Genomic DNA, 24904 nt, shown 5'->3' with positions numbered 1-24904 from the left:
GGGGTCAGGGCATCTGGCTGTCGGGTGTGCGCCAGATCAGCCGGTCGGTGTCGTAGCCCTGGGACTGGGCCAGGCGCACCAGGCGCGCGCGGGTCTTCTCCGAAACCACCGGGGTGCGCGAGAGCATCCACAGGTATTCGCGGTTCGGGTTGCCCACCAGCGCGGTGGTGTAGCCCTCGTCCAGGTAGAGCACCCAGTAGTCACCCTTGGCGAGGTTCGGGAAGATCCGGGTGAAGACGTTGTCGAAGCGCACCCAGAGTTTGTCGGTCTGCCCCTCCACCTGGGGCACGGCATAGCCGCGTGCCTCCTGCCACTCGCCCTCGGGGGTGCGGCAGCGGTTGAGCACGCCGACACGGCCCTCGCCTTCCAGGCTGTAGTGGGCCTCGGACTGGGCGCAGTTGCGCTGGAAGAACATCGGCAGGCGCGCCAGCTCGTACCAGGTGCCCTGGTAGCGCTGCAGGTCCACCTGCCCGGCGGTGCGCGGCGGTTCCGCCGGGCTGCCGGTGCCGGCACAGCCGGCCAGCAGCAGGGCGGCAGCAAACAGGGCTCGGCGCATCATTTCAGCCCCTTGCCCTGGTACATCACCACCTTGTCGGCGGCGAACTGGATGCTGATGAAGGTCTGCTGGTCACCCCAGGTGCAACTGGTGAGGCCGACCGCGCCGGAGCATTCGGTGGGTTCGCCGATCAGTTGCTCCACCTCGGTCTTGGCCATGCCGGCCTTGATCTTGGAGTAGTTCTCCTGGTTGATCTTGTTGCACGCGGCGAGTGCGACGCAGACGGACAGCAGGGCGAGGATACGCAGGCGCATGGATGACTCCGTTCAGGGGTAGGAACGCCGCAAAGCTTGGCACAGCGAGGCGGCGGATGCCCATTGGATTCAGAAGCGCGAGCCGGGTTCCTCGAGGAAACGCAGCTCCGCCTCGGTGGAGGCGCGCGACAGGATGGCGTTGCGGTGGGGAAAGCGACCGAAGCGGGCGATCACCGCGCGGTGCCGCTCGGCGTAGTCCAGGTAGCTGTCGAAGGGGCCGCGCTCGGCCTCGGGCAGCGTATCCCGCAGGGCGGCGAAGCGCTGCACGGCCTCGTCCTGCAGGGCCAGGTCCTCGGCGTGCTCCAGCACCAGGTAGGCGAAGACGCGGCGGATCGGCGGGAGCTGCCGGTCCCACGCCTGCGCCAGGCCGTCGCGGACCTGCTCGCGGGCCAGGGCATCGCCGGCAAAGGCGCGGGGCTGGTCGCGGAAGATCATGCGCGGCAACTGGTCCAGCAACAGCAGCCGGGCCAGCCAGCCGTCCGGGCACTGGCCCCACTCGGCGAGGCCGCCGGCCAGGGCCTGCTCCACCCGCGGGCCGAAGCGCTCCCTGGCCTCGCGGTCCTGGCTGTCACGCTTGCCGAACCACAGGCCCTGGCGGCTCGCCACCACCTCGCTGGCCGGGGCCTCGGGCCCGAACCACCAGTCCAGCAGCGGCTGCCAGGGCTGCATGGGTTACTCCAGGTGGTAGCCGGTGACCCGGGCCACTTCTTCCTTGGAGCCCAGGAACACCGGCACACGCTGGTGCAGGGACTCGGGCTGGAGGTCGAGGATGCGCTGGCGACCGTTGGTGGCGGCGCCGCCGGCCTGCTCGATGATGAAGGACATCGGGTTGGCTTCGTACATCAGCCGCAGCTTGCCGGGCTTCTCCGGCTCACGGGCGTCCCAGGGGTACATGAACACGCCGCCACGGGTCAGGATGCGGTGCACGTCGGCCACCATGGAGGCGATCCAGCGCATGTTGTAGTTCTTGCCCAGCGGGCCTTCCTTGCCGGCCAGCATCTCGCCCACGTAGCGGCTCACCGGGGCTTCCCAGTGGCGCTGGTTGGACATGTTGATGGCGAACTCGGCGGTGGTTTCCGGCACGCGGATGTTGTCGTGGGTGAGCACGAAGGAGCCCAGCTCGCGGTCCAGGGTGAAGCCCTTCACGCCGTCGCCCAGGGTCAGCATGAGCATGGTCTGCGGGCCATAGATGGCGTAGCCGGCGGCGACCTGCTGGGTGCCGGGCTGGAGGAAGGCCTGTTCGTTCAGGCTGTCATTCTGCGAGAGGTACTTATCCGGGCAGCGCAGCACCGAGAAGATGGTGCCGACCGAGACGTTGACGTCGATGTTGGAGGAGCCGTCCAGCGGGTCGAATACCAGCAGGTACGCGCCCTTGGGGTACTTGCCGGGGATCTGGTAGGCGTTGTCCATTTCCTCGGAGGCCATGCCGGCCAGGTGGCCGCCCCATTCGTTGGCTTCCAGCAGGATTTCGTTGGAGAGCACGTCGAGCTTCTTCTGCACTTCGCCCTGGACGTTCTCGGTGCCCATGCTGCCCAGCACGCCACCCAGCGCACCCTTGGACACCGCGTGGCTGATCTCCTTGCACGCACGCGCCACCACCTCGATGAGGAAGCGCAGATCGGCAGGGGTGTTGTGGCTACGGGTCTGCTCGATCAGATAGCGACTGAGGGTAACGCGGGACATGAATTGGCTCCGGATGGAATGGGAAAAAACGCGCGCAGTTTAGCGCGACTCGCGGCGCATTGCTTCACGCCAGGCGACACGGCGGACGGCAGGCAGGGCCCTGACGAAGCGGCGCCGAAGGATCAGACGCGACACGGGCGCACAGGTTCAGTGACGGCTCAGGACGAAAGGCTCGCCAGGCTGCAGACGCGGTTGCGGCCGTTGCGCTTGGCCTCGTAGAGGGCGGCATCGGCGATCTGCAGCAGCTCGTCGAGGCCCTGCCCCTGGCCCGGCCAGACCGCCAGGCCGGCGGACAGGGTCACCCGCAGCTCGCCGTTGCGGGTCACCAGGGCGGTGGTGGCCAATTCACGGCGGATCGCCTCCAGGCGTTCGGCCGCCTCGTGGGCATCGGCCCCGGGCATCACCAGCAGGAACTCCTCGCCGCCGAAGCGGAACACCGCGTCCGAGCTGCGCAGGCTGCACTCCAGGTAGCCGGCGACGCCCTTGAGCACGTCGTCCCCCACCAGGTGGCCATGACGGTCGTTGAGCTGCTTGAAGTGGTCCAGGTCGATCAGCGCCAGGGCGATCGGGCTCTGCTCGCGCAGGCCACGGGCCATCTCGCGCTCGAAGAACTCACTGAGGTAGCGGCGGTTGTAGAGGCCGGTGAGCGGGTCGCGCAGGGCCTGCTGGCGCAACTGTTCGTGAAGGCTGGAGATGGTCCGCAGGCGCTCCTCGCTGGTGGCCAGGGCCTCGGCCAGCTGCAGCTCGCTGCAATGCCGCGCGGTGACGTCGCGCAGGTAGATCATCCGCCCCAGCACGTGGTTGCCGGTGCGGGTCAGCCGCTCGATGGCCCGGCAGCGCACCTCGAAGTAGCGCTCCGGCGCCTCCAGGGTGAGCATCGCCTCCAGGTTGCCCGACTCCTGCAACAGCGCCTGCAGCGGCTGGCCGACCACCGGCCACTCCGCCAGCACCCGGCCCTGCCAGCCACCGCGCAGACCGGCCAGGCGCAGGGCTGCCGGGTTGGCCTCGATGACACGGCCCTTGGCATCCACCACCAGCACCGGGTCGGGCAGTTCCTCCAGCAGCAGGTGGCGCGCCACCGGCATCAGGTCGAACAGGCGCACACCGACGATCAGCCAGGAGAACGCCGCCAGGGTGAAGGCGAAGCTGAAGGGCGTCGGATCGAACCCGAACAGGGTCCAGCCGAAGATCACGTAGGACGCATTGGCCACCCAGGGCACGCAGGTGACGAAGACGAACGCCAGGTAGTGCCGGCGGTGCAGGCCGTGGCTGGCCAGCACCGCGCGCGCCACCACGTAGAGGCAGAACAGCATCTGCAGGTAGACGTAGACCGCCACGCCGTGGAACAGCACCCCGTGCTCGTAACGCACCGGCGCACCGGGCAGGTCGCTCAGCGGCGCCGTGCCCGGCCCGTAGAAGGCCTGGTGCCAGGGGTTGCTGGCCGCCAGCGCCCAGGCCAGCAGCGGCGCGATGGACAGGGCCAGGTAGCGACGTGGAGACAGGGGCTCACGGATGCTGTTGACGTACTGCCAGAGAAACACCGCCCAGAGCGTCGGCACCCCGACAATGCCCGGCCAGGCCATGGTGGCCCACAACACCTTGCACGAGGCGCCCTCGGCAGCCAGCTCCAGGCCGGCGGCACCCAGCCACCAGAGGATGCCCAGGTGCATGAGGATGAAGCTGGCGCGGCCGGGGAAGTAACGCTGCCGACCGACCCAGCGCGCCAGCAGGATGACCCCGACCGCCACCACACCGGTGAACAGCACCGGCGGCGTGAGGCTCCAGCCCGGGATCGAACACAGGCTCACCGACACGCTTCCAACGGGCGAGCGGCCCCGGCACGCCGGACAAGGGCATGGGGCAGCGGGGAGGAAGCGCGTTTCACGGCGTCGGAACCTGTCTGGAAGGGAGGCGCGGCCCATGCCGCGCGACCGGGCAACGATACAGCAAAAAGCCACCATTCATGTGACAGATGGTGGCAACAACGCCGCTTATGCGCCCTTGTTCTGGGTACGCAGCAGGCTGACCGCCATCATCACCAGCAGCCCCACGCCCAGCAGCAGGACGGCCCACAGGCCGAAGCGCTTCCAGTCGGTCTGCTCGGCCTGGACGGCGGCCTTCTCCTCCGCCACGGCCTGGGTGACGCGCAAGTCGCCCTCGATCCGCGCCTGGCCCATCTTCGCCAGCGAGTCATCCCGCAGGCCGGGCACCAGGGTGCCCAGCGGCAGCGCCGAGGACGTGGCCGCCGGGCGCCCGACGGCCAGCACGAAGGGGCCGGTGCCCCGCGCGAGGAACACCACTTCGGTGGCGCGCATGCCCACCCGCAGCGCCGGGCCCTGGGTGCCGAAGCCGCCGGCACGCAGGTCCACTTTCAGGCGCACCTGCTGGATGCGGTCCCAGCCGGAGAGGATCAGCTCGTCATGGACGTTCTCCTTCCCCTCCCCCGGCAGGCGGTAGAGCAGGCCCGAAGTGAGCGGCCGCCACTGGCCGGCCGGGTCGTTGCGCGATTGCAGCTGGACCGGTGCCAGGGTGTTGGGCTGCTCCAGGGCGAAACGCAGGCGCTCGGCGGCGATGGGCAGCGGCAGGTCCCAGCGGTACTCACCCTCCCCTTCGCTGCGCGCCGGCAGCGGATCGGACCAGACCATCGGCGCCGGGCGGCTCTCGCGGCTTGCCGTGGTGACCCGCGCGTCGGACAGCACCGGAGCCTCGGCGTCCAGCCACAACAGGCGCAGGTAGCGGGCGGGCTGGCCCGGCAGCGCCACTTCACGCTGGTCGATGCGGTCCCCGCCGAAGCTCAGCCGGGCCAGTTGGCCGGTGCCCCAGGGACGCCAGTCCTGCAGGTCGTCGCTGGCCTCGATGGAGAAGCGCTGGAAGCCTTCTTCGCCCGTCGTCCAGTCCAGCACCAGGCGCTCCAGCGGGCCCTGGGCGGCGCTGGCGTCCAGCAGCCAGCCGCGCAGGCGCTCGCCCGGTGCGGCGGGCTCCTCCGGCACCACTTCCACCAGGGTGCCGGTGGTGCTGCGCTCCACCCGCACGCGGGGCGCGCTGTCCACATTGGCCGGGCCACGCAGGGGGAACCACTTGAGGTCCAGGGCCTGCTCGGTGCGGGCGGTGCTGCCTTCGCTGCGGGTCAGCGAATAGGCCAGCGGCTCGCCCTCGGCGTTGAACACCCGCAGGTCGCGCAGGTCGCCATGGGCTGCCGCCAGTTGCAGGGCCATGGGCAGCTCCAGGCGGTACCAGGGGCCCTGCCCCTCCACCTTGAGCGGCACCTGGGCGGTGTAGTCGGCGAGTTTCTCGGCGGCGAATGCCGGGCTGGCCACTGCCAGGCAGACGCCCAGCAACAGGGTTAGACGACTCATGTACTGACCTGCTCCGTTTCAGCGGCGCCCCGCTTGGGCGGCAAGGGCGCGAAGTAACCGACGACCAGCAGCAGCACGCCGACGCCGATGAAGGAAATGATGCGTTCCAGGCCGCCCCGGTTGCCCAGTTCGACGAAGAACAGCTTGGCCACCACCACGCCGATCAGCGCCGCGCCCACCAGCCACAGCTCGCGGTGCACGCGGCGGTGGCCGCCAACCATCAGGCCGAGGGCGATGGTGGTCCAGACCAGGGACAGCCCCGCCTGCACCAACATGGAATCCAGCTGGGCCTGCAGGGTGAAGGGCACGCCGCCCCAGTGGTGGGCGGTGCGGAACACCACGGCCGTGGCCAGGGCGAACAGCGAGGCGCCCACCACCACCTGGGGCAGCCAGCGCTCCACGTCTTCGCCCAGGCCGAACTCGGGCAGGTAGTCGCGCAGCCACAGGCTGACCCCCAGCAGGGCGAACAGCAGGCCCAGCTCCAACGGGTTGACCAGCGGCAGGTAGGGCAGCGGATCGGCACTGCCGTCGCTCCAGGCGTTGGCCACCCAGAACCAGCCGAGCATCATCAGCGCCAGCGGCAGCGCGGCCCACAGGCGGTACTCGCGCGGGTGCGCGGACACCGGCCAGGGCAGGCGCGGCAGGCGGGTCATCGCCAGCAGGTAGAGGCTCGGCAGCAGCGCCCAGCCCAGCCAGCGCCAGGCGTTGTAGTGCTCGGAAAGCAGCAGGAGCAGGTAGCGCAGCTCCAGCGCCAGCACACCGAGGATCAACCAGCAGCCGAGCACGTGGGCGGCACTGCGCGCGCCCTCCGGCAGCAGGTCATGCAGGCGCTTGAGCACCAGCAGGTGAGCGGCGAACACCAGCCCCCAGCCCAGCCAGCCGAAGTCGGCCGCCGGGTGGTAGCGCGGCGTCCAGGCGCCGAGCAGGGCCACCAGTGCCGCCGGCACCAGCAGCAGGCAGAGCAGCGCCAGGCCTTCCCAGCGCTCACGACGCGCCAGTTGCGACCAGGCCGCCACGCTCAGGGCCGCCAGCACCAGCGCCAGGGGCACGCGCAGCGCCGGCTCGGCGAAGCGGATGATCTCCGACAGCCCCGCCAGGGCCCACCAGCCGGCACTCCACACCAGCAGCAGCTGGGCCAGGTGGCCGAGGCTGACGCCCGGCAGGCGCGGGTCTTCGCGGCGGTGCTCGCGGTGCAGGCGCCAGGCCCCCACCAGCGCCGCCAGGGCCAGCACGGCCGGCGTCCAGAAGCCGGCATGGGCCAGCGGGCGCAGCCCCTCGCTGCTCAGCTCACCCAGCAGCAGCGGGCTGACCGCCAGGAAGGTGATGCCGGCCACGGCCTGCAGCCCCAGGCCGAAGACGAAGCTGGCGCGCAGTTGCAGGTGCAGGCTGAGCCAGATGATCAGCAGGCCACTGCCGCCCCAGACGGCGGCGGCCGAGCGCCACGGCAGGACGAACAGCACCGCCAGGTTGATGAACACCAGGCCCGCCAGCAGCACCACGGACATGCCACGCAGCAGGCGCGCGTCGTCGCGCACCATCTCGTCCCGCGCGGCCACCAGCATGCCGCCGATCAGCGCCAGGCCAATCAGCGAGGCGGTGATCAGGCTGCGCCAGCCCAGCGCGCCGCCGGCGCCCAGGCTGTCGCGGTCGATGCCCAGCAGGAACACCGCCCCACCCAACAACTGCACCGCGAAAGCGGCGAAGAGGAAGGTGCGCGAACGCAGGCGCAGGCCAGCGAACAGCGTGGCCAGGCCGGCCAGCGCCCAGGCGATGGCGGTGCCTTCGGCGTACCAGCACAGCGGCGCGATCAGGTAGAGGAAGCCCAGGCCACAGGCCGCCAGCACCGGCTGCAGGCCGGGCTCGTGGCTGCGCAGGCGGTCCGCCGGGGTGATGCGCAGCTGCCAGTAGCTGAACAGGCCGGCCACGCCCAGCATCAGGGCGCCCAGGGGCGAGCCTTCCAGCACGCTGTCTTCGCCTAGCTCCAGGCCGCTGATGAAGGCCAGCGCCGCGCCGGCCTGCAGGGCCAGAGCGAAGGCGCGGGCCAGCGGGCGGCCCTGGCGCAGGCCGAGCCAGAAGATGCCAGCCCCTTCCACCGCCCAGGCGGCGGAGGTCCAGCGGGCGTCCAGCCCCAGCGGGATGGCCAGGGTGCCGAACACCACGCCCAGAGCCAGGCAGGTTTCCACCAGCAGCAGCGCGCGGCCGGCGGTGCGCCCGGCCACCAGGCGCGCCAGCACCATGTAGAACAGGCCGAGGGCCAGGGCGCTGAAGGCGGCACCGAATTCCAGGTGGCGGATCACCGCGTACTGCAGGCCGAAGCCCACCAGCGGCGGGCCGAACAGCACGGTGGCGTCGAGGTAGTCGCCCTGGCGGACCGACCAGTTCAACAGCGCGTCGCGCTCCGTCGGTGCGTTGGCCGCCTCCCGCAGGCGCCGACGGGCGAACAGCAGGCCGATGGCCACGTACATCAGGAAGAACAGCACCAGGAAGGGCTCGGTGCTGGCGAACAGCTCCGGCTTATAGCTGTTAATGCCCCAGGCCATGCCGATGCCGAAGGTGCCGACGAAGCCGATCAGGTTGAGCAGGCGCCAGGCCTTGAACCAGGCGATGGCAAAGATGCCGGCATTGAGCAGGGCGAAGTAGGAGAACAGCGCCACATGGTTGCCGCTACCGGTAGAGGTGAGGATCGGCGCGGCGAAACCGCCCAGCGCCGCAGCGGCGGCCAGGCCGAGGGCGTCCTGCAGTACCGCGAGCACGGCCGAGCACAGCGTGACCACCACCAGCAGCACCAGCGCGGCCTTCGGGTCCAGCAGCGGGTGCAGGCGCATGGCCGCGAACACCGTCAGGTACAGCACCGCGATCCCCGCACCCTGCAGCATCAAGGCATAGGACGGGTTGCGGCGACGCAACCACCAGCCGAGCCCCAGCAGGGCGATGGCGGCCGCCGCCACGCCGGCGTAGCGCACCTGGATCGGCACCACCATGCCTTCGGTGGCGTAGCGCAGCAGGAAGGCCAGGCCGAGGAACAGCAGCAGCACACCGACGCGCAGCACGGTATTGCCGCCGAACAGCCAGGCCTTGGCCGCGGCAAACCCACGCTCGAACAGCGAGGGCTCGTAGCGATAACCCGGCTCGCTGCGGGGCGCCGGAGCATGCCGGACGATGGGGCGTGGTGCAGGTTGTTCCGGTTGCTGAGGCGCCACTTCGGCGGCGGCAACGGGTTCGGGGAGGGGCTCGAGGGTCCAGTCCAGCGGCGCTTCGGGCGCGGCAGGCCCCTCGGCGGCGACCTGCGCAGCCACGGGCGGCTCCACGTCGGCCGGCAGTTCCCAGACCAGCTCGGTCTCTTCAGGCTGCGGCTCGGGCCGGGCGGTGACCTCGGGCTGAGGCGCGGCGGCGGGCGTTTCCACCGGCGGGGCGGGCGGCGCGTCGGCCACCGGGGCGCGGGTCGACTGCTCGGCGGTGCGTTTCTCCACCTCCAGCAGGCGCTGGAACAGGGCTTCGGTGCCCTTTTCGAAGCGGGTGGAGAATTCGCGGAGTTCCTTCTGCAGGCGGGCATTTTCCTGCCCCAGGCCCTGCAGGCGGATCGCCTGCCCCAGGCCGAGGCCCATCAGCCCTCCCAGCAAGGCGCCGGTGATCGATTCACCAGCCGCCGCCCCCATGGCCAAGCCGACCAGCATGAAAATCCATTGCATGCGCTGTCTTCCCGAGAGTGAGAAAGTCGCCGTGCCGGCATCGAGGCCGGGCCTTGCGGCGATGCGCCAGTATATTCGGCGCAAGGTGCCGCTCCCTACAGACGAATGCCGGTTGCCTCACAGACACAGCAATTTCACGGAAATTCGGGCCGTCACGCGCCGGTCGGCGGCGCGCTGTTCACAAATTGGCCAATCCCGCTATGATGCGCGCCCCTCCAAGCCCTGACCCTGCCCTGACATGAAGACCCTGCTGATCGTCGGCGCCGATCTCGATCGCACCGAAACCTGGATCCGCTACGAAAAAAGCATGTGCCACGCGTGCGTCTCCAGCTGCTGCACCATGCCGGTGGAAGCCCGCCTGAGCGACCTGATCCGCATGGAGCTGGTGGACGAATTCGAGCGCGGCGAGCCGTTGAAGAACATCGCCAAGCGGCTGATGAAGGACGGGGTGGTGGAGCGCTTCAACCAGAAGACCGGGCTCTTCACCCTGACGCGGATGAGCAACAACGACTGCTACTTCCTGAACCGCAAGACGCGCCTGTGCAGCATCTACGACAAGCGCCCGGAAACCTGTCGCAACCACCCGAAGATCGGCCCCCGCCCCGGCTACTGCGCCTTCAAGCCGATCGAGGCCTGATCGCCCTAGCCCGGACGGAACGCCTGCAGCCCGGGCTTCCGCCCAGGAACGCGCAGCGGCTGAAGGTCAGCCCTTGCCCAGCACCTTCTTCACCAGGCTCACGCCCATCAACACCACGGCGCCAGCGAGGATGCCGACCACGCCGTTGACCAGGGTCGGGACGGCCACGCCCATGGAGCCGGCAGCCTCGGCCAGGTGATGGATGGGTTCATGGGCGGCGGGGATACCGTGGGTGAGGATGCCGCCACCGACCAGGAACATCGCGGCGGTACCGATCACCGAGAGCGCCTTCATCATGTACGGCGCGGCCCGCAGGATGCCGCGACCGATGGCCTGGGCCGTCGCACTGGCCTTGCGCACCAGGTAGAAACCCAGGTCGTCGAGTTTGACGATGCCGGCCACCAGGCCATAGACGCCCACGGTCATGATCGCGGCGATGCCCACCAGCACCGCGACCTGCACGGCGAAGCTGGACTCGCTGACGGTGCCGAGGGTGATGGCGATGATTTCGGCCGAGAGGATGAAGTCGGTGCGGATCGCGCCCTTGATCTTCTCTTTCTCGAAAGTCACCAGGTCGACGTCGCTCTTGGCCAGGGCGTCGACGTGCTCGGCATGGGCCTTCTCGTCGTCCTCGGCGCTGTGCAGCCACTTGTGGGCAAGCTTCTCGAAGCCTTCGAAGCAGAGGTAGGCGCCGCCCACCATCAGCAGCGGGGTCACCAGCCAGGGGGCGACGGCGCTGATCAGCAACGCGGCCGGCACGAGGATGGCCTTGTTCACCGCCGAGCCCTTGGCCACGGCCCACACCACCGGCAACTCACGCTCGGCCTGCACGCCGGAAACCTGCTGGGCATTGAGGGCGAGGTCGTCTCCCAGCACGCCGGCGGTCTTCTTCGCGGCGACCTTGGTCATGAGGGATACGTCGTCGAGCACGCTGGCGATATCGTCGATCAGGGTGAGCAGGCTGGCTCCGGCCATGGGGGAATCCTTCGTCGGTTGGGGCGGTGGAACGCTGGGGCGGCATGATGCAACAGCGCCCTGCCCCATTCCATGCACGGGATGGAAAAAACCGACAAAAAAGACGCCCTCACCGTTCATGGGAAAGCGGCGCGATCGGACGAGGGGGTGAAACGAAACGGCCCGCGTCATCCGACGCGGGCCGCTGGGGGTCAGCCCCGAGTGCTGGGCGGGCCGCTCTTGAGCGGCACCTCATCGCCCTCACGGGCCACCTCCACCGGGGCGGGCGCCTTTGGCTTCGGCTTGATCAGGCTGAAGTCGATCAGCGACTTGGGCTGGTCCGGGTTGCCGATCAGCCGCGGGCGCTCCTTGAACGCGGCGTTCACCACGCTGCGACTGGGGTCGAAGGTGTCGAAGCGCAGGCCCGCCAGGTCCGCCCAGGTGTAGATCAGCGCACTGCTGCTCAGCGGACGCGACTCGACGCCGGCCACTTGCTGCGGGTGGTCACGCTTCCACTTCGGGCTGCTCCAGACCATGAAGGGGATGGTGTACATGGGCGAGGTGGGCGCCGCCTCGTTGCGGCCCAGCACCGTGGGGTGCTCGGGGTCGAACACCGCCTCACCGTGGTCGGACAGGTAGAGCAGGAAGCCGTTGGGGTCGGTGGCCTTGAAGCGCCCGATCAGGGTGGAGACCACGTGGTCGTTGAACAGCACGGCGTTGTCGTAGCTGTTGTAGGTGGGCAGCTGGTCGTCGGTGACGTTCGGCGGCACGCCCTGGCGGTCGGTGAAGCGCTCGAACGCTTCCGGGTAGCGGTACTGGTAGCTCATGTGGGTACCCAGCAGGTGCACCACGATGAACTTGCGCGGGGCGTCCTCGGCCAGGACCTTGGAGAACGGCTCGAAGACGTCGTCGTCGTACTGGCGGGCGTTCTGGTTGCGGTTGTTGTTCAGGTAGAACTGCTCGTCCGCCTGCTTGGAGAAGGTGGTGAGCATGGTGTTGCGCTTGGTCAGGGTCTGCTGGTTGGTGATCCAGTAGGTCTTGTAGCCGGCCTGCTTCATCACGTTGACGATGGAAGGCGTGGACAGGTAGGCGTCGGGGTGCTGCTCGTCGGCGAAGGTCAGCACCTGCTGCAGCGCCTCGATGGTGTAGGGGCGCGGGGTGACGACGTTGTCGAACACCTGCAGCTCGCTGCGCAGGCGGTCGAGGTTGGGCGTGGTGGCGCGAGGGTAGCCGTACAGGCTCATGCGCTGGCGGTTGGTGGACTCGCCGATGACCAGCACCAGGGTGGCCGGTGCGTTGCCGAGGCTGTCCTTCAGGCCCGGCAGGGTGGCGACGGCGCGGTTGCCTTCCAGCAGGTCCTGCATGTTCGACAACTGCTGGCGGTACTGCCGATAGCCCACGGCCAGCTGCCAGGGCACGGCCGGCTCCAGGCGCTTGTCGATGGCGTCCATGGCCTCGTCCATGTTGGCGTTCACCATCATCTGCCGGGTCACCGGGTAGCCCAGCAGGGCGATGCCCAGCACCAGGCTGGTCACCCAGGCGGTGCGCCGGGGCAGGTAGATGGGTCGCAAGCCGCGCCACAGCAGCCAGGCCACGCCGGCGTAGGCCAACAGCACCAGCGGGATCCACCAGGCGAGGTACTGCGTCAGGTACTCGCTGGCCTCGGCCGTGTTGGACTCGAACATGATGAAGATGACGCTCTGGGAGAACTCCTGGCCGTACACCAGGAAGTAGAAGAACGCCGGCAGGGAGGCGAGCCAGAGGAACACGCCGATGACCCCGGCGATCAGCCGGGTACGGGCGGGGAACAGCAGCACCGGGATCAGCCAAAGGCCGCTCAGCAGGAAGGCCTGGCGGAAGCCGGTGAAACCACTGGTGCCGGTGGCGAGGATCAGGGTCTGGGTCAGACCGGAGAACAGCCAGAAGTACAGGAACAACCGGCCGATACCGGCCCAGTCGACCTTTCCATGCTTCCCTGCAACCTGTGCTTGCGACATACACACTCCCCAGTTCGAGCTTCGGGTACCGACAGGGTCGGCGCTATCCGAAAGGACTGTGCCCAAGGCGCTGTGAAAACTTCGTCAAAGTGAAGTCCTACAGGGGGCACGAATCCGAATAACATCAAGCTGCCATATAACTGACATGGTTAACGGACGCCATGGCGAAAATGCCGACTTGACCAACGGCATCGCAAAAGAGGTCGAAGCCGGCTATAACGCTCCAGGCGACCTCCCGCCCTTCGCTGCACGTCCTTTCGTCGCCTTCCCTGACTGCACCAATTTGGGTCATCCCAGCGAAACCCTTGTCGCACTAGGATTTAAGCAGGACTTAAGTTCTTCGAATTGACTCGATATCAATAAATTCTCTTCGAACATCTTTGATATTCGAAATCACCCGTCTATATCTAAGCGCTCATCGCCCTGGCCCGGGCCACCCACCGGGCCAGCGCGGTGTCTCGCTCCGCTCTCACCCCCACAAGGCCACCGGAGCAACACGGAGTCACCCTCCGTTTCCCAACAAAAAAGGAGAACCACGCCATGCAAAGGAAACTGTTCCAGCACTCGTTGATCGTGGCTGCCCTGGCCACCCCCGCGATGGGATTCGCGGCGGAACTGATCGACGTATCCACCCTCCCCACCCCGCGCTCCGGCCTGGCCGGTGGCGACATCCGCGCCGCCCTCGGCGTGGCGGACGATGACCTGGTCAAGGAATCGAGCACCCGCCTGCCCAGCGGCACGCAGGTCACCCGCTACCAGCAGTACTACAAGGGCGTCCGCGTCTGGGGCGAGGCCATCACTGAGGCCGCCACCGGCAGCCAGCCCCGGCGCGCCGGGCGACTGGTGGCCGGCATCGAGCAGGACCTGGTGCGCGACGCCACCCCGACCCTCAGCGCCGAGCAGGCCCTGCAGCAGGCCCGCAGCCTGGTGAACACCAGCCAGCCGGTGAGCAATGAGCAGAGCGAACTGGTGGTGCGCCTGAACGAGCAGAAGCAGGCCCAGCTAGCCTATGTGGTCTCGTTCTTCGTCGGCGGGCCGGAGCCGTCGCGGCCCCACGTGATGATCGAGGCCAACACCGGCGAGGTGCTGCGCCGCTGGGAGGGCCTGGCCCACGCCGAAGCCACCGGCCCGGGTGGCAACACCAAGACCGGCCGCTACCTGTACGGCACCCAGTACGGCCCGCTGATCGTCAATGACCGCTGCGAGATGAACAGCGGCGACGTGATCACCGTGAACCTCGGCAACAGCACCAGCAACACCAGCACCAAGCCCTTCCGCTTCGCCTGCCCGTACAACGAGTACAAGCTGACCAACGGCGCCTACTCGCCCCTCAACGACGCCCACTACTTCGGCAACGTGGTGTTCCAGATGTACGGCAACTGGTTCGGCGGCCTGCGCCCGCTGAACGAGAAGAAGCTGTACATGAAGGTCCACTACGGCAACGGCTACGAGAACGCGTTCTGGGACGGCCAGGCGATGACCTTCGGCGACGGCAAGAGCCGCTTCTACCCGCTGGTGTCCCTCGACGTGTCGGCCCACGAGGTCAGCCACGGCTTCACCGAGCTGAACTCCGGCCTGGTCTACGAGGGGCAGTCGGGCGGCATGAACGAGGCCTTCTCGGACATGGCCGGCGAGGCCGCCGAGTACTACATGAAAGGCCAGAACGACTGGAAGGTGGGCGCCGAGATCTTCAAGGGCACCGGCTCACTGCGCTACATGGACCAGCCGAGCCGTGACGGCAGTTCCATCGACAACGCCAGCGACTACTACGACGGCATCGACGTGCACCACGCCAGCGGGGTGTACAACCGGGCCTTCTACCTGCTGGCCCAGTCCACCGGCTGGAACACCCGCAAGGCCTTCGAAGTGTTCGTCGACGCCAACCGCTTCTACTGGACCGAGACCAGCACCTACGACCAGGGGGCCTGCGGCGTGATCCGCTCGGCACAGAACCGCAGCCGGTCGACGGCGGACGTGATCGCCGCGTTCAAGGCCGTGGGCGTGAGTTGCAAGACAACGCTGTAATCCAGGCCTGACGCATGACCCCGGCAGGTTGACCTGCCGGGGTCATGCGTCTTCTCAGGCTGAACAAGTACCACCCGCCTAGGCAGATGGCTGCGCACAGCCCGCCCCGGCGAGGGCGAGCCGCTTGCGATCCCGGCGCTTCTTGTTCAGCAGGCTGAGGCGCCGCAGCAGATGACGCACCCGCCAGCTCAGCGGCTTGTCGATGGCTGCCAGCAGTTGCGGCACCTCCTCGACGAAGTCGATGTCGTCGGTCTCATCGTGGATGTCCACGAAGCAATCCCGCTCGATGGCCTTCATGTCCTCCAGGGGCAACCCAGCCATCAGCCGGTAGAAGGTCCAGAAGCTCTGATTGCCGGTACGCCGGTGGAAGTCCACGGTCGCCTCCAGGGCCTTGCGCGCCCGGGGTCGGTCCGCCGAGGCGATGCGCAGCGCGAACAGTTCGCCGTAGTTCTTGAAGGTGTAGGCACTGCGGCCGTCGCGCCCGAAGAAGCGGGTACCCGCGTCGGCGAAGATCGCCTCGAAGGCCGCCTCGGAGTAATACACATCGCTGTAGAGCACCAGCAGGTCGCCGCGCTGCCACAGCGGGCGGATCGACAACAGGCTGTGGGCCTTGGTGTCGCGCCGCACCGGGCACCAGGCCCGTACCGGCAGGCGGGCGAGGGTCTCGTCCGCGGTCAGCAGCCAGGGGCGCTGCACGCCACGGGCCTCCAGCATCCTCAGGGTGCGACCCAGGAGGGTTTCGCCACGCACCTCGATCAACTGCTTGGGCGCGGACTCCCGGGTCCAGCGCTCACGCTTTACGCCGCTCTCCGCGGCGAGAATCACTACCGTCAGGCCAGTCACTGGCTTGCATCTCCATGGCAAGGCACCGATCACTGGCCCCTCACCCTTACTGCTCAACCCATTGCGCACATGCCGCCACCCCAGTGATGGCGAGTGGCCATTTTACCGGCGCCGGCCGTTTGGCGAAGGGCCTGCGTCACACAAAGGAACGGCCAGGGAGCGGGGAAAATCTTCGAAATCCCAGGCACGACCTGGCCACTTGCCATTCAAGTTCTGTCAGAGTATTCCGAAACAAAATGTAGGCCGGCGCAACGACGGCCGGACTCCCCTCTCGGATGGAACTGACCTCATGCCGTCGCTGCGTTCTGTCAGCCTGCAGACCAAGATTCTGCTGGCCATCACCCTGGTCAACCTGATCAGCATCGCCACCTTCATCAGCTACGCGCAGTACGTGAAGTCACTGGACATCCGCGAGCAGATGGACAACCGCCTGCGCGCCGCCGGCCATGCCGTGCCGCGCCTGCTGGGCAACGACTATCTGGAACGCACGCGCACCGCCGACGGCCTGCGCGAGGGCGAGTACCTGCAGCAGGTGCGCAACCTGGGCGAGTACGCCGGCGAGGTGGGCCTGAAGTTCGCCTACACCCTGATGGTCGACGGCAGCGGCCGGGTCTTCTACCTCTCCGACGGCGCCAGCGGCGACGAGATCGCCAGCGACAGCTACGCCAAGCACCTGGAGGAGTACAAGGACGCCAGCCCGGCGGTGATCCAGGCGGCCCGCAGCGGCCAGGCGCAGTTCGACGAATACACCGACAGCTACGGGACCTTCCGCTCCATCTTCCTGCCGATGCGCACTGCCAGCGGCCAGCCCTATGTCGTCGGCGTGGACGTGACCCTGACCAGCCTCGACCAGGCCATCACCGACAGCCTGCACAGCCTGCTGCTGATCGGCAGCGTGACCCTGGGCATCGGCCTGCTGCTGTCCTGGCTGGTGACCCGCATGCTGGTGCACGCCATTCGCGGCCTGACCGGCCAGCTCAACCAGATCGCTCAGAACCGCGACCTCTCCCGCCCGCTGGCCGTCACCAGCGAGGACGAGCTGGGGCAGATGGGCACGCGCCTCTCCGGCCTGCTGCAGGACCTGCGCCAGACCCTTGCCGGCGCCCTCGGCATGGCCGACAGCAACCAGCAGCTGGCGGAAACCTTCCTCCGCCGCGCCGACGACATCACCCAGCAGATCCAGCAGGCCGCCCACCAGCTGGCGGACGTGGATCATCACGGCCAGTCCATCCAGCAGGCCGCCGGGCAATCCTCCAACCTGGCCGGCGCGGTGCGCAGCAACCTCGAGCGCACCAGCAGCGAGCTGAGCCGGGCCCACCAGGAGCTGCAGCAGCTGATCGCCGACGTGCACGGCAGCACCTCGTCCAACATCGAACTGGCCACCGACCTCGACGGCCTCAGCCGCGAGGCGGAGCAGATCGGCCAGGTGCTGCAGATGATTGCTGGCATCTCCGAACAGACCAACCTGCTGGCCCTCAACGCCGCCATCGAAGCCGCCCGCGCCGGGGACGCCGGCCGGGGTTTCGCCGTGGTGGCCGACGAGGTGCGCAAGCTGGCGGGCCAGACCAAGAGCGTGTTGAGCGACGCCCACCGGGTGATCGACCAGGTGACTGGCGCCATCCGCCAGATCGCCCAGCGCATGGGCAGCACCGCCGAGCGTTCCCGCGCCCTGGCCGGCAATGCCGACGAGGCGCTGGACGCCCTCGACACCCTGGTGCGCCAGATGGGCGAGGTGAACGCCAACGTCGAGCAGGCCCTGGCCAGCAGCGAGCACATCCAGCACGCGGTGGCCGACATGTCCGGCCGCCTGGGGGACATGCGCAGCGCCTTCGAGCACACCCGCCAGGACGTGGACGCCATCAACCATTCCGCCGCCGAACTGGGCGATACGGCCCGCGCCCTGAAGAGCGGGCTGGGCGTGTTCCGCACCTGACACAGGGAAGCTGACCGCTCGCACAACTTTGGTGCAACGCATATACTCCGCGCCCCGCAGGAGAGAGGGGCGCCATGCGCTCCCGCCGAAGGCGCAAACTCCCATAATCGCTCAGGCAGCAGTCACTGCGGATTTCCATGATCGCCAACTGGAGAGCGGCCGCCGGCGAGCGGCCCACCGAAGGGGCAAACGGCACGCGCCGTAGAAACTCTCAGGTACACAGGACAGGGGGAGGGGCAGCACAACGCAGGAGTTCTGTGTGCTTACCTCTGTCTACCTGATCGCCATCTGTGCAGAAGCCATGTCCGGCGCCCTCGCTGCCGGTCGTCGCAACATGGACCTGTTCGGCGTCAGCCTCATCGCCTTCCTCACCGCCCTGGGCGGCGGCACCGTCCGCGACATCCTCCTCGGCCACTACCCGGTGAGCTGGACCCAGCACCCCGAGTACATCTTCCTCACCATCGGCGCCGGCCTCACGGCGATGCTGCTGTCACGCTTCATGCACCACCTGCGGCAGCTGTTCCTGGTGCTCGATGCCATGGGTTTGATCGCTTTTACGGTGATCGGCTGCAACGTCGCCCTGGGCCTGGACTACGCGCTGCCGGTGGTGGCGATGGCCGGGATCATCACCGGCATCTTCGGCGGCATCCTCCGCGACATCCTCTGCAACCGCACCCCGCAGGTGCTGCGCCAGGAGCTCTACGCCAGCGTCTCCCTGCTGGTCGCCCTGCTCTACCTGGGCCTGCGCCAGCAGGGCGTGAACGAGGACATCAACCTGCTCGCCTCCTTCAGCGTCGGCCTGCTGCTACGCCTTTCGGCGATCCGCTTCGGCTGGTCGCTGCCGATGTTTTCCTATGCGCCGGGGCGGTGGGAGCACTGAAAAATCCAGCGGCTGCAGCCCCAACATCAGCATTGATTGCTATCCCCACTCCCGCCCGGGGAAGCACCCCACAGCGGGGACCGGCTCATTCCGGGGATCAAGCTACGCGGCTACTGGCTACTGGCTGCAATGGGCCGGGTTCGAGGTCAACGAACGGGTACGCATCCGGGTAATGCAGGGCTGTTTGGTGATCACGGCGGAGTGAAACAAATAGCCCCGGCAGTGCCGGGGCTGTTTTTATTCAAGCGGGACAGAAATCCAAGTTAGTTACTCAGAATTAAAGTCTATTTTTATCTTCATACTGCTCAGGCAGATCTCGACAACACATCCTTTCCATGGCTTACCTTCAGCATAGAACCCATTTAACTCGAATAAACTTCCAAGCCGAACAAAAAGATCCAGAGAATCACTATCTACCTTCGCACTACTCGGCGAAAACTACTGCTTGGTTCCAGAGGACTCACCATAATCCCCCTCTGGAGAAAATTCGCTCTCTACCAGCTCTACTTCGGCATCAGCAGGAGAGATCGCAACCAAAACCTCACCAATCCTTGATAAATCTCACCACCCACATCCCATCCAGAGAACTAACAAATATTTACCTTAATAGACATCCCAAACCTATCGGTTTTGTCAAAGCAAACCACTCAGAGATCCTTCCATTGAACCTCATAAGCCAAGACCAACAAAATTAATCTGCCCCGTTATTTTCAGCTGAATTCTATCTTGCATTCTGAGAGCAAAAATGAGCGCCCATCCGAAATAACAAACTTATCACCCTCTATTCGAGCAAGGAGTAATCCAAGCCCCTTGCCGCCCTCCTCCATGTCCTTTCGCCAACCAGCAAGATCGCCGTGATATATGGCAGCATGAAAAAGGGGGCCACCTGGAGGAGTAATATCGCACCCAGCCTCATTGATACCACCACAAGTTGCATTTGGCGGCTCAGTAAAACAGGTTATGTTCTTAAACTGCTTTTTTAATTTATTCCTCCCATCATCAGAGAAATAAATAGCCTCTCGAGTAGCTACACCATCAGTTCCTGGAACAGTTCTGGCATCTGCTCTTTCCAGCTTTCCACCAAGTATCCGCTCTAATTCTTCAAATTGATCACTCATTACGCAACCTCAATTTTTCACTGGAGTAATCACAAAATTAAAATTTGCAACACCCGCCTCTGTAAACGCTTTCGAATACTGACTAGCCAGTTCTGGATTATTCGCATGGCAATTCAAGCTTCACGTAGCCTCTGCTATTGTCGAGGTCAACTAACGGATACGCACATAGGTAATACAGGGCTGTTTGTGATTACGGCGGAGAGAGAAAAACCCCAACTCACGAGCTGGGTTTTTCACTGGCGGGTTCGTCCTGAATCAGGAAGAATCCTTCGGGAAACAAATTTTTAAGCTCGGCACGTCGGCGAGAAAATAGCGGGAAATCATTACGGACTTCTCGAATGTTCTCAGTGACCTTTACCAAGTATCCGTCGCCCATCTTTCCAATAGGGAAACCGGCACTGGCAATCCGGTCTGCATCGACCTTCTCGGCAAATTCATTCCCGTAGAACATCGCCCAACCAATATTTGGCACATTCGGCTTCAGTGCCGCATTGAACGAACCAATCTGGAAGCTTCCATTCACCTGGTGAGGCAATAGCTCCGACTCCGTGAAGTAGTGCAGCATGCCGAGTTGGGGAGGGAATATTTCACACCAGACTTTAAAGAGCTGATACCAATCAATTTTCTCGCTAAATACAGAATTCAGATATATATCTGCCGGTATAATTTGATTTCGAATATTTCGAAACATATGACTGATGCGACCAGAGGACTTAACGGATTTCTTCCTTTTCCAAGAAAAATCAAGAAAAAAATCCGAAAGACTTCCATTAGCGCCTATAGAGGCCTTCTCCGCCCAGAGCCTTTCCGCTTGCTCCTTACCTTCAAAAACCTCAGTTATTTTGTCCGCATTGTGCGAAACAAACTCTGGCGTAAGCAGACCGTCATTCAAGTATAAAGACTCAAGTAGCTGGCTACCAACGTCCCAGCCAACCGTTTCGATTTTGCTTCTAACTGAAATCTGAATATATGGCTTCATGGCATTAGAATTTCATCAACTCACCAGTAGCAGGATTGCATCTATAAACATCACCACCGGTCATTCGCCCCTGCTTGATAAGTTCACCAGAAACATTGATTGTTCTAGGACTTACAACAAGATTTAAGGGTTGGCCTGTTTCGCTAGCATGTTGAATCTGCGCTCGCAACTGGTTCGACATTGAAAGATTTTTGACATTCTTAGCTTCCAAAATCCCACCAAGAGATTTCCCCCACATATCCGGAATCGTTGTTACCTGAACGCCGTTGACCGAAACCGTCACAGGCGTAGTGTTCTTCACTCCGCCCACATGGTCAAACGCTTCCACCACTTGCTTCTCAAACTCGACGCCGCTCTTATGCGGCTAATGGCTGCAATGAGCCGGGTTTGGTCTGTCCCGCGCTGAGTGGACACTGACTTTAGGTGGATAATGTCCACCGCAAGGAGTGTTCATGACCCAGACCAGACGACGTTTTCCCGAATCCTTCAAACGCGAGGCGGTAGACCAGGTACTTGCAGGCACGCCGCTTCGTCATGTAGCCGAGACGCTGGGCATCGCTGAAAGCCTGTTGGGCAAATGGAAGCGCCAGTACGAGCAGCAAGGTGACGACGCCTTTCCGGGCAACGGCAAGCAGCGAGGCGAGAGCGCGGAACTGCGTCGTCTACGCCAGCAACTGGCTCAGGTCACCATGGAGCGCGATGTTTTAAAAAAGCGCTCGCCATCTTCTCGCAGCCCACGAAGTGAAGTTCCGCGCCGTCGAGGCGTTGGCCGGTCGCTATCCCGTAGCGCCAATGTGTCGGCTGCTGCGGGTATCCCGCAGCGGCTTCTATGCATGGCAGCAGCGGCCACCTTCGGCGAGAGAGATGGCGAATCGGCGTCTGAGCAAGGAGATCCGCACCATCCACCATGAGGTGAATGGGATCTATGGCCATCGCCGAATCAAGGCCGAGTTGGCGGCCATGGGGCATGCGTGTGGTCGACACCGAGTCGCTCGACTGATGCGCGAAGCCGGCCTGCGTGTTCGTTCGCGCAAGCGTTGGCGGCTGGTTTCCAGCAGTCGTCATGCTCTGCCGATTGCCCCGAACCATCTGGATCGCCAGTTCGCCTCGGATCGCGCCAATCGGCACTGGGTCTCGGACATGACCTACGTGCGGACGGCCCAAGGCTGGCTGTATCTGGCCGTCGTGCTCGATCTCTATTCACGCGCTGTCGTCGGTTGGGCGATGCACCACCGCATGCAGCAGGCTTTGGTACATGCCGCGCTGGAGATGGCCGTTGCACGTCGACAGCCGAAAAAAGAAGTGCTGCTGCACTCGGATCGTGGCAGCCAATACTGCGCGTACGACTACCAGGCCTTGCTTCGGCGACATCGAATCGTGCCCAGCCATTCACGTCCGGGGAACTGCTGGGACAACGCCGCGATGGAGAGCTTCTTCCGTTCGCTGAAGGCTGAGCGGGTGTACCTGACTCGCTACGCCAGTTACCAGGAGGCGAAAACCGACCTGTTCGACTACATCCGCTTTTACAATCACCGCCGTCGCCACTCGACGTTGGGCTATCTCAGTCCGATGGAGTTTGAGCGGCGAAATGCGAGCAGTAGCTCTTAACTACCTGTCCACCAGTCCCGGGACAGACCACAGTTCCTTTTGCACCATCTAATCGAGAGCGACCTCAACAGCATAAGGTATCTGATAGGGGTCTATGTCTCTTCCCATAAAAAAGTAGCAAAACCTACCCACAGAGATTGACTTATTTACAAACGCACCATCCGTAGAGCGATAAGTGGCCACCTCGGACGCCCCGTCCATAGCACATAGTTCCTCGTAACTCCCACGACTCCCTAGCAAGAGCTCTTCCGGAGGGAGCCAACTAGTACCATCAAAGGCTTCTAGCTCCTGCAATACACAATGCCTGATTGCCTCAACGGAAGCAGCCCAATAGGCCGACGTTACAAAAGGCGCCTCAGGAAGTCCCTCCTCAAAACTTTCATTATAGGGTTGAGTCATGAAAAAAATACCTTCACCACCACAGTACAAGCCATCACCCACCTCATAGCATTGCGCGGCTACTCTCTTAAGCGGCGACCAAGCTCTAATTAAAAAAACACTATTCCAATTCATTAACTTCACCTACTGAGGCCACCTGAAGATCTTTACGTCAACCTTGCCTTTGTCTAATGATTCCAGAATTCTGTTCTTCATAGCCCCCTCTGGCATTTGGACAACTGCAGCCCTCGCTTCAGCAGTCCAATTCTTCAACTTCGACTCGGGAATAGATTATGGGTAATAGCCACTTGGACCACGACACTTAGAGCCCCAAAGAACGACTCTGCCACTCTTGGGGTCGAAGGTAAAAAGTCCACGCCTAGAGCTGTAACCTTTTCAGGAGCCTTTACAGGTACGTGACCACTATCTAGAGCATTTTTCCAGCCATGAGCTTCACCAAGAGCGCCATTAATATGGCGTATATTCCCCCCGGATATCTGCTGAACACTACTCGCGCTACCGACACTTGCAGAAGCGTTTCATTACCTTTCACCAAGGCATTGAGGTCTTCGATCAGCGCCTCGTTAGCTCCGGCCGCCAGTGCACCACTTGTAAAGTCACCGCCTGTTGCCTCACTGAGCAAACCTCCCACAAGGGCGTGGATGGCGACTTTTCCCGGACTCCCATCAGCCAGGGCATCCTTCGTGTGGTCTCCCACTGCATTGAAGGCGGCCGCTGCAATCGTGTTGAACAATGCCGTTTGCAAGGCATCCTTGAAGTCCACGTCCCGGCCAAGGGCTTTGTTCAAAACGGCAGAGGTTCCGTCTTGCAGCATCTGGTTGCCGGCAAAGCACCCAATACCCTCAAGGCTGCTGAGGTCGACCGTAACCTTGCCGGTGACCGGGTTGGTTTTAGTCTTCAGCACACCGTCATAGAAGTTCTCAGTCAGGCCCGCTGTTACGCCTGCAACCGCTGCGTTTTTCAGACTGTCGCCGCTGAAGGTCTCCTTGAGAACAGCCCCGAGGTTGCCTTTGTTGTTGACCGTGCTGATCGTTCCCGCTGTAGCCAGACTGGTAGCCGCGCTACCGCCTACGGAGCCCAATGCTTCAATTGCCATGGGGCCAACAACGGCTGCGATAAAAACAGCGATCGCCAACTGCGCCCCTGCACCCAACCCAGAGTGGCTGTACTTGAAGGAGTCATGGATTTCTTTCACCCGGCGCCAGTCGACATCGCCGCGCTGCTCGACCTGCTTCAGCCAGGCCAGTTGCGGATCAGCAGCCACCATGGCGTCAATGGTCTGGCTGATGATCTTCTGATCAATATGCTTCAAGTTAAAAACAGGAAGAAAATCACGTTTTTACTATAGATCAGGCGTATTCCCGGGATGCTCTGGCTTTCCTCTTGTGACTCTTCGCCCTAACGCTGCTTCCATTTCAGCAGAAAAATTCGAACTACCCAGTTCGCACTATGAAATGCGGGCTCGATGTAAAACACTGACTTTTTTCATTTAACTCCACAACCCTAGACCAATAAACTTGATCTACCCCCTATTTTTTGATTAGGAAAAGAAGCGTTTAATTTTATTCAGTAATCCCGGGGGTGGCGGTGGCTCCCAGTTCGAACGCAAAAAGTCGTATTCCACGTCGTAGGCATCCAGCGACTCGATGGGCATCAACGCCATAGGCACCAAGGGGTTTTGAATTTGAACTTCAATGCCTCGGTACCAGCACAGCTTGGCGTGTACCACGGCAAAGCCTGCCAAGAACTGACCCTCCAGTTCGTTGACCGATTTGATCTTGGCTTGGTTTTCGATCAAGGCTTGCAAGCCTTCCTTGTCTTGCTTGAGCAGTAACGAGAAAAAATCTTGCCCAGCTTGAGCAAGTGTTTTGTCATGTTTTCGGCCTTTTTTGGCCACTATGGCAATGGTTTGGCGCAGGGCTTCGTCGTCACGGCGAAGCACCAGTTGGAATTGATGCCAATAGAAATGCGGCGTCTTGACGTCATCTTTTTC

General features: G+C 64.0%; 20 protein-coding genes, 1 pseudogene and 2 riboswitches. Of the genes and pseudogenes, 6 read left to right on the top strand and 15 right to left on the bottom strand.

Annotated elements, in window-relative coordinates; all coding sequences use genetic code 11:
* Window positions 1-4: 4 nt before the first annotated feature.
* From BM198_RS26310 to BM198_RS26280, 7 genes are all read right to left on the bottom strand, one after another.
* Window positions 5-556, bottom strand: coding sequence for a lipocalin family protein (locus BM198_RS26310; protein ID WP_074973709.1), 552 nt, complete (start codon window positions 554-556; stop codon window positions 5-7).
* Complete coding sequence (locus tag BM198_RS26305; RefSeq protein WP_044405457.1) at window positions 556-810, bottom strand: lipoprotein; 255 nt, start codon at window positions 808-810, stop codon at window positions 556-558. The genes BM198_RS26310 and BM198_RS26305 overlap by 1 nt, the downstream gene beginning before the upstream one ends.
* Window positions 811-879: 69 nt before the next feature.
* The gene (locus BM198_RS26300; RefSeq protein ID WP_074973621.1) at window positions 880-1479 is read right to left on the bottom strand and encodes a DUF924 family protein; all 600 of its coding nucleotides are present in this window, start codon (window positions 1477-1479) and stop codon (window positions 880-882) included.
* A gap of 3 nt (window positions 1480-1482) precedes the next feature.
* The gene (locus BM198_RS26295) at window positions 1483-2493 is read right to left on the bottom strand and encodes a class 1 fructose-bisphosphatase (RefSeq protein ID WP_074973619.1); all 1011 of its coding nucleotides are present in this window, start codon (window positions 2491-2493) and stop codon (window positions 1483-1485) included.
* A gap of 158 nt (window positions 2494-2651) precedes the next feature.
* Window positions 2652-4301 carry a histidine kinase N-terminal 7TM domain-containing diguanylate cyclase gene (locus tag BM198_RS26290; RefSeq protein WP_074973617.1) on the bottom strand — a complete coding sequence of 550 codons (1650 nt, stop codon included), beginning with the start codon at window positions 4299-4301 and terminating at the stop codon, window positions 2652-2654.
* 183 nt (window positions 4302-4484) lie between these two features.
* The gene (locus BM198_RS26285; RefSeq protein WP_074973615.1) at window positions 4485-5849 is read right to left on the bottom strand and encodes a DUF3999 domain-containing protein; all 1365 of its coding nucleotides are present in this window, start codon (window positions 5847-5849) and stop codon (window positions 4485-4487) included.
* Window positions 5846-9538, bottom strand: a complete 3693-nt coding sequence (locus BM198_RS26280) for a DUF2339 domain-containing protein (RefSeq protein ID WP_074973613.1) — start codon at window positions 9536-9538, stop codon at window positions 5846-5848. Before BM198_RS26280 ends, BM198_RS26285 begins: the two co-directional genes overlap by 4 nt.
* 238 nt (window positions 9539-9776) lie before the next feature.
* Here BM198_RS26280 and BM198_RS26275 point away from each other — a divergent pair, with 238 nt between their 5' ends.
* A complete protein-coding gene (locus BM198_RS26275) occupies window positions 9777-10175 on the top strand; it encodes a YkgJ family cysteine cluster protein (protein WP_069559939.1) in 399 nt (132 codons plus the stop codon).
* 66 nt (window positions 10176-10241) lie between these two features.
* On the opposite strand, the gene BM198_RS26270 is transcribed toward BM198_RS26275, so the two are convergent.
* Both BM198_RS26270 and cptA read right to left on the bottom strand, forming a co-directional pair.
* The gene (locus tag BM198_RS26270; protein ID WP_074973612.1) at window positions 10242-11150 is read right to left on the bottom strand and encodes a DUF808 domain-containing protein; all 909 of its coding nucleotides are present in this window, start codon (window positions 11148-11150) and stop codon (window positions 10242-10244) included.
* Between the two features lie 191 nt (window positions 11151-11341).
* Window positions 11342-13126: a phosphoethanolamine transferase CptA gene (gene cptA / locus BM198_RS26265; protein WP_074973610.1), complete on the bottom strand. Its 1785-nt coding sequence runs from the start codon at window positions 13124-13126 to the stop codon at window positions 11342-11344.
* A gap of 540 nt (window positions 13127-13666) precedes the next feature.
* Between cptA and BM198_RS26260 the strand changes: the two genes are divergently transcribed.
* A complete protein-coding gene (locus tag BM198_RS26260) occupies window positions 13667-15151 on the top strand; it encodes a M4 family metallopeptidase (RefSeq protein ID WP_074973608.1) in 1485 nt (494 codons plus the stop codon).
* Between the two features lie 78 nt (window positions 15152-15229).
* Here BM198_RS26260 and BM198_RS26255 read toward each other — a convergent pair whose 3' ends face one another.
* Entirely contained in the window at window positions 15230-15994 is a 765-nt protein-coding gene (locus tag BM198_RS26255) for a glycosyltransferase family protein (RefSeq protein WP_139233712.1), read from the bottom strand.
* Between the two features lie 289 nt (window positions 15995-16283).
* Between BM198_RS26255 and BM198_RS26250 the strand changes: the two genes are divergently transcribed.
* From BM198_RS26250 to BM198_RS30815, 3 genes are all read left to right on the top strand, one after another.
* Window positions 16284-17927: a methyl-accepting chemotaxis protein gene (locus BM198_RS26250; RefSeq protein WP_074973604.1), complete on the top strand. Its 1644-nt coding sequence runs from the start codon at window positions 16284-16286 to the stop codon at window positions 17925-17927.
* Window positions 17928-17974: 47 nt separating this feature from the next.
* Window positions 17975-18065: riboswitch (glycine riboswitch) on the top strand.
* A riboswitch (glycine riboswitch) is annotated at window positions 18066-18165 on the top strand.
* A gap of 21 nt (window positions 18166-18186) precedes the next feature.
* Window positions 18187-18807, top strand: a complete 621-nt coding sequence (locus BM198_RS26245; protein ID WP_074973602.1) for a trimeric intracellular cation channel family protein — start codon at window positions 18187-18189, stop codon at window positions 18805-18807.
* Window positions 18782-19012, top strand: a complete 231-nt coding sequence (locus tag BM198_RS30815) for a SymE family type I addiction module toxin (protein WP_074973599.1) — start codon at window positions 18782-18784, stop codon at window positions 19010-19012. Before BM198_RS26245 ends, BM198_RS30815 begins: the two co-directional genes overlap by 26 nt.
* Window positions 19013-19517: 505 nt before the next feature.
* Here the strand turns inward: BM198_RS30815 and BM198_RS26235 are convergent.
* The 3 genes and pseudogenes from BM198_RS26235 to BM198_RS26225 form a co-directional block, all read right to left on the bottom strand.
* On the bottom strand, window positions 19518-19925 hold the full coding sequence (locus BM198_RS26235; protein ID WP_074973597.1) for a hypothetical protein: 408 nt from the start codon (window positions 19923-19925) through the stop codon (window positions 19518-19520).
* Window positions 19926-20142: 217 nt separating this feature from the next.
* The gene (locus BM198_RS26230; RefSeq protein WP_074973595.1) at window positions 20143-20904 is read right to left on the bottom strand and encodes a hypothetical protein; all 762 of its coding nucleotides are present in this window, start codon (window positions 20902-20904) and stop codon (window positions 20143-20145) included.
* A gap of 4 nt (window positions 20905-20908) precedes the next feature.
* Window positions 20909-21244, bottom strand: a pseudogene (locus BM198_RS26225) (putative toxin); the annotation flags it as partial.
* Between the two features lie 112 nt (window positions 21245-21356).
* Between BM198_RS26225 and BM198_RS26215 the strand changes: the two are divergent.
* Window positions 21357-22512, top strand: a protein-coding gene (locus BM198_RS26215) for an IS3 family transposase (protein WP_394328360.1) whose coding sequence is annotated in 2 segments (ribosomal slippage) — window positions 21357-21617 and window positions 21619-22512 — 1155 coding nt in all. Because the reading frame shifts where the segments join, the coding sequence is not laid out codon by codon here.
* 805 nt (window positions 22513-23317) lie between these two features.
* On the opposite strand, the gene BM198_RS26210 is transcribed toward BM198_RS26215, so the two are convergent.
* Window positions 23318-24223 carry a DUF637 domain-containing protein gene (locus BM198_RS26210; RefSeq protein ID WP_074973589.1) on the bottom strand — a complete coding sequence of 302 codons (906 nt, stop codon included), beginning with the start codon at window positions 24221-24223 and terminating at the stop codon, window positions 23318-23320.
* Between the two features lie 228 nt (window positions 24224-24451).
* The coding region (locus BM198_RS26205; protein WP_074973587.1) for an Imm49 family immunity protein at window positions 24452-24904 on the bottom strand (453 nt) is incomplete at its 5' end.

This window comes from Metapseudomonas otitidis (assembly GCF_900111835.1).
Lineage (GTDB): Bacteria > Pseudomonadota > Gammaproteobacteria > Pseudomonadales > Pseudomonadaceae > Metapseudomonas > Metapseudomonas otitidis.
This window is presented reverse-complemented; position numbering and strand designations above follow the sequence as displayed.

Bases quoted from the DNA above. Each gene is read 5' to 3' on its own strand.
- BM198_RS26310 (WP_074973709.1), bottom strand. From the start codon at position 556: ATGCGCCGAGCCCTGTTTGCTGCCGCCCTGCTGCTGGCCGGCTGTGCC.
- BM198_RS26305 (WP_044405457.1), bottom strand. From the start codon at position 810: ATGCGCCTGCGTATCCTCGCCCTGCTGTCCGTCTGCGTCGCACTCGCC.
- BM198_RS26300 (WP_074973621.1), bottom strand. From the start codon at position 1,479: ATGCAGCCCTGGCAGCCGCTGCTGGACTGGTGGTTCGGGCCCGAGGCC.
- BM198_RS26295 (WP_074973619.1), bottom strand. From the start codon at position 2,493: ATGTCCCGCGTTACCCTCAGTCGCTATCTGATCGAGCAGACCCGTAGC.
- BM198_RS26285 (WP_074973615.1), bottom strand. From the start codon at position 5,849: ATGAGTCGTCTAACCCTGTTGCTGGGCGTCTGCCTGGCAGTGGCCAGC.
- BM198_RS26280 (WP_074973613.1), bottom strand. From the start codon at position 9,538: ATGCAATGGATTTTCATGCTGGTCGGCTTGGCCATGGGGGCGGCGGCT.
- BM198_RS26275 (WP_069559939.1), top strand. From the start codon at position 9,777: ATGAAGACCCTGCTGATCGTCGGCGCCGATCTCGATCGCACCGAAACC.
- BM198_RS26270 (WP_074973612.1), bottom strand. From the start codon at position 11,150: ATGGCCGGAGCCAGCCTGCTCACCCTGATCGACGATATCGCCAGCGTG.
- cptA (WP_074973610.1), bottom strand. From the start codon at position 13,126: ATGTCGCAAGCACAGGTTGCAGGGAAGCATGGAAAGGTCGACTGGGCC.
- BM198_RS26260 (WP_074973608.1), top strand. From the start codon at position 13,667: ATGCAAAGGAAACTGTTCCAGCACTCGTTGATCGTGGCTGCCCTGGCC.
- BM198_RS26250 (WP_074973604.1), top strand. From the start codon at position 16,284: ATGCCGTCGCTGCGTTCTGTCAGCCTGCAGACCAAGATTCTGCTGGCC.
- BM198_RS30815 (WP_074973599.1), top strand. From the start codon at position 18,782: ATGCGCCGGGGCGGTGGGAGCACTGAAAAATCCAGCGGCTGCAGCCCC.
- BM198_RS26235 (WP_074973597.1), bottom strand. From the start codon at position 19,925: ATGAGTGATCAATTTGAAGAATTAGAGCGGATACTTGGTGGAAAGCTG.
- BM198_RS26230 (WP_074973595.1), bottom strand. From the start codon at position 20,904: ATGAAGCCATATATTCAGATTTCAGTTAGAAGCAAAATCGAAACGGTT.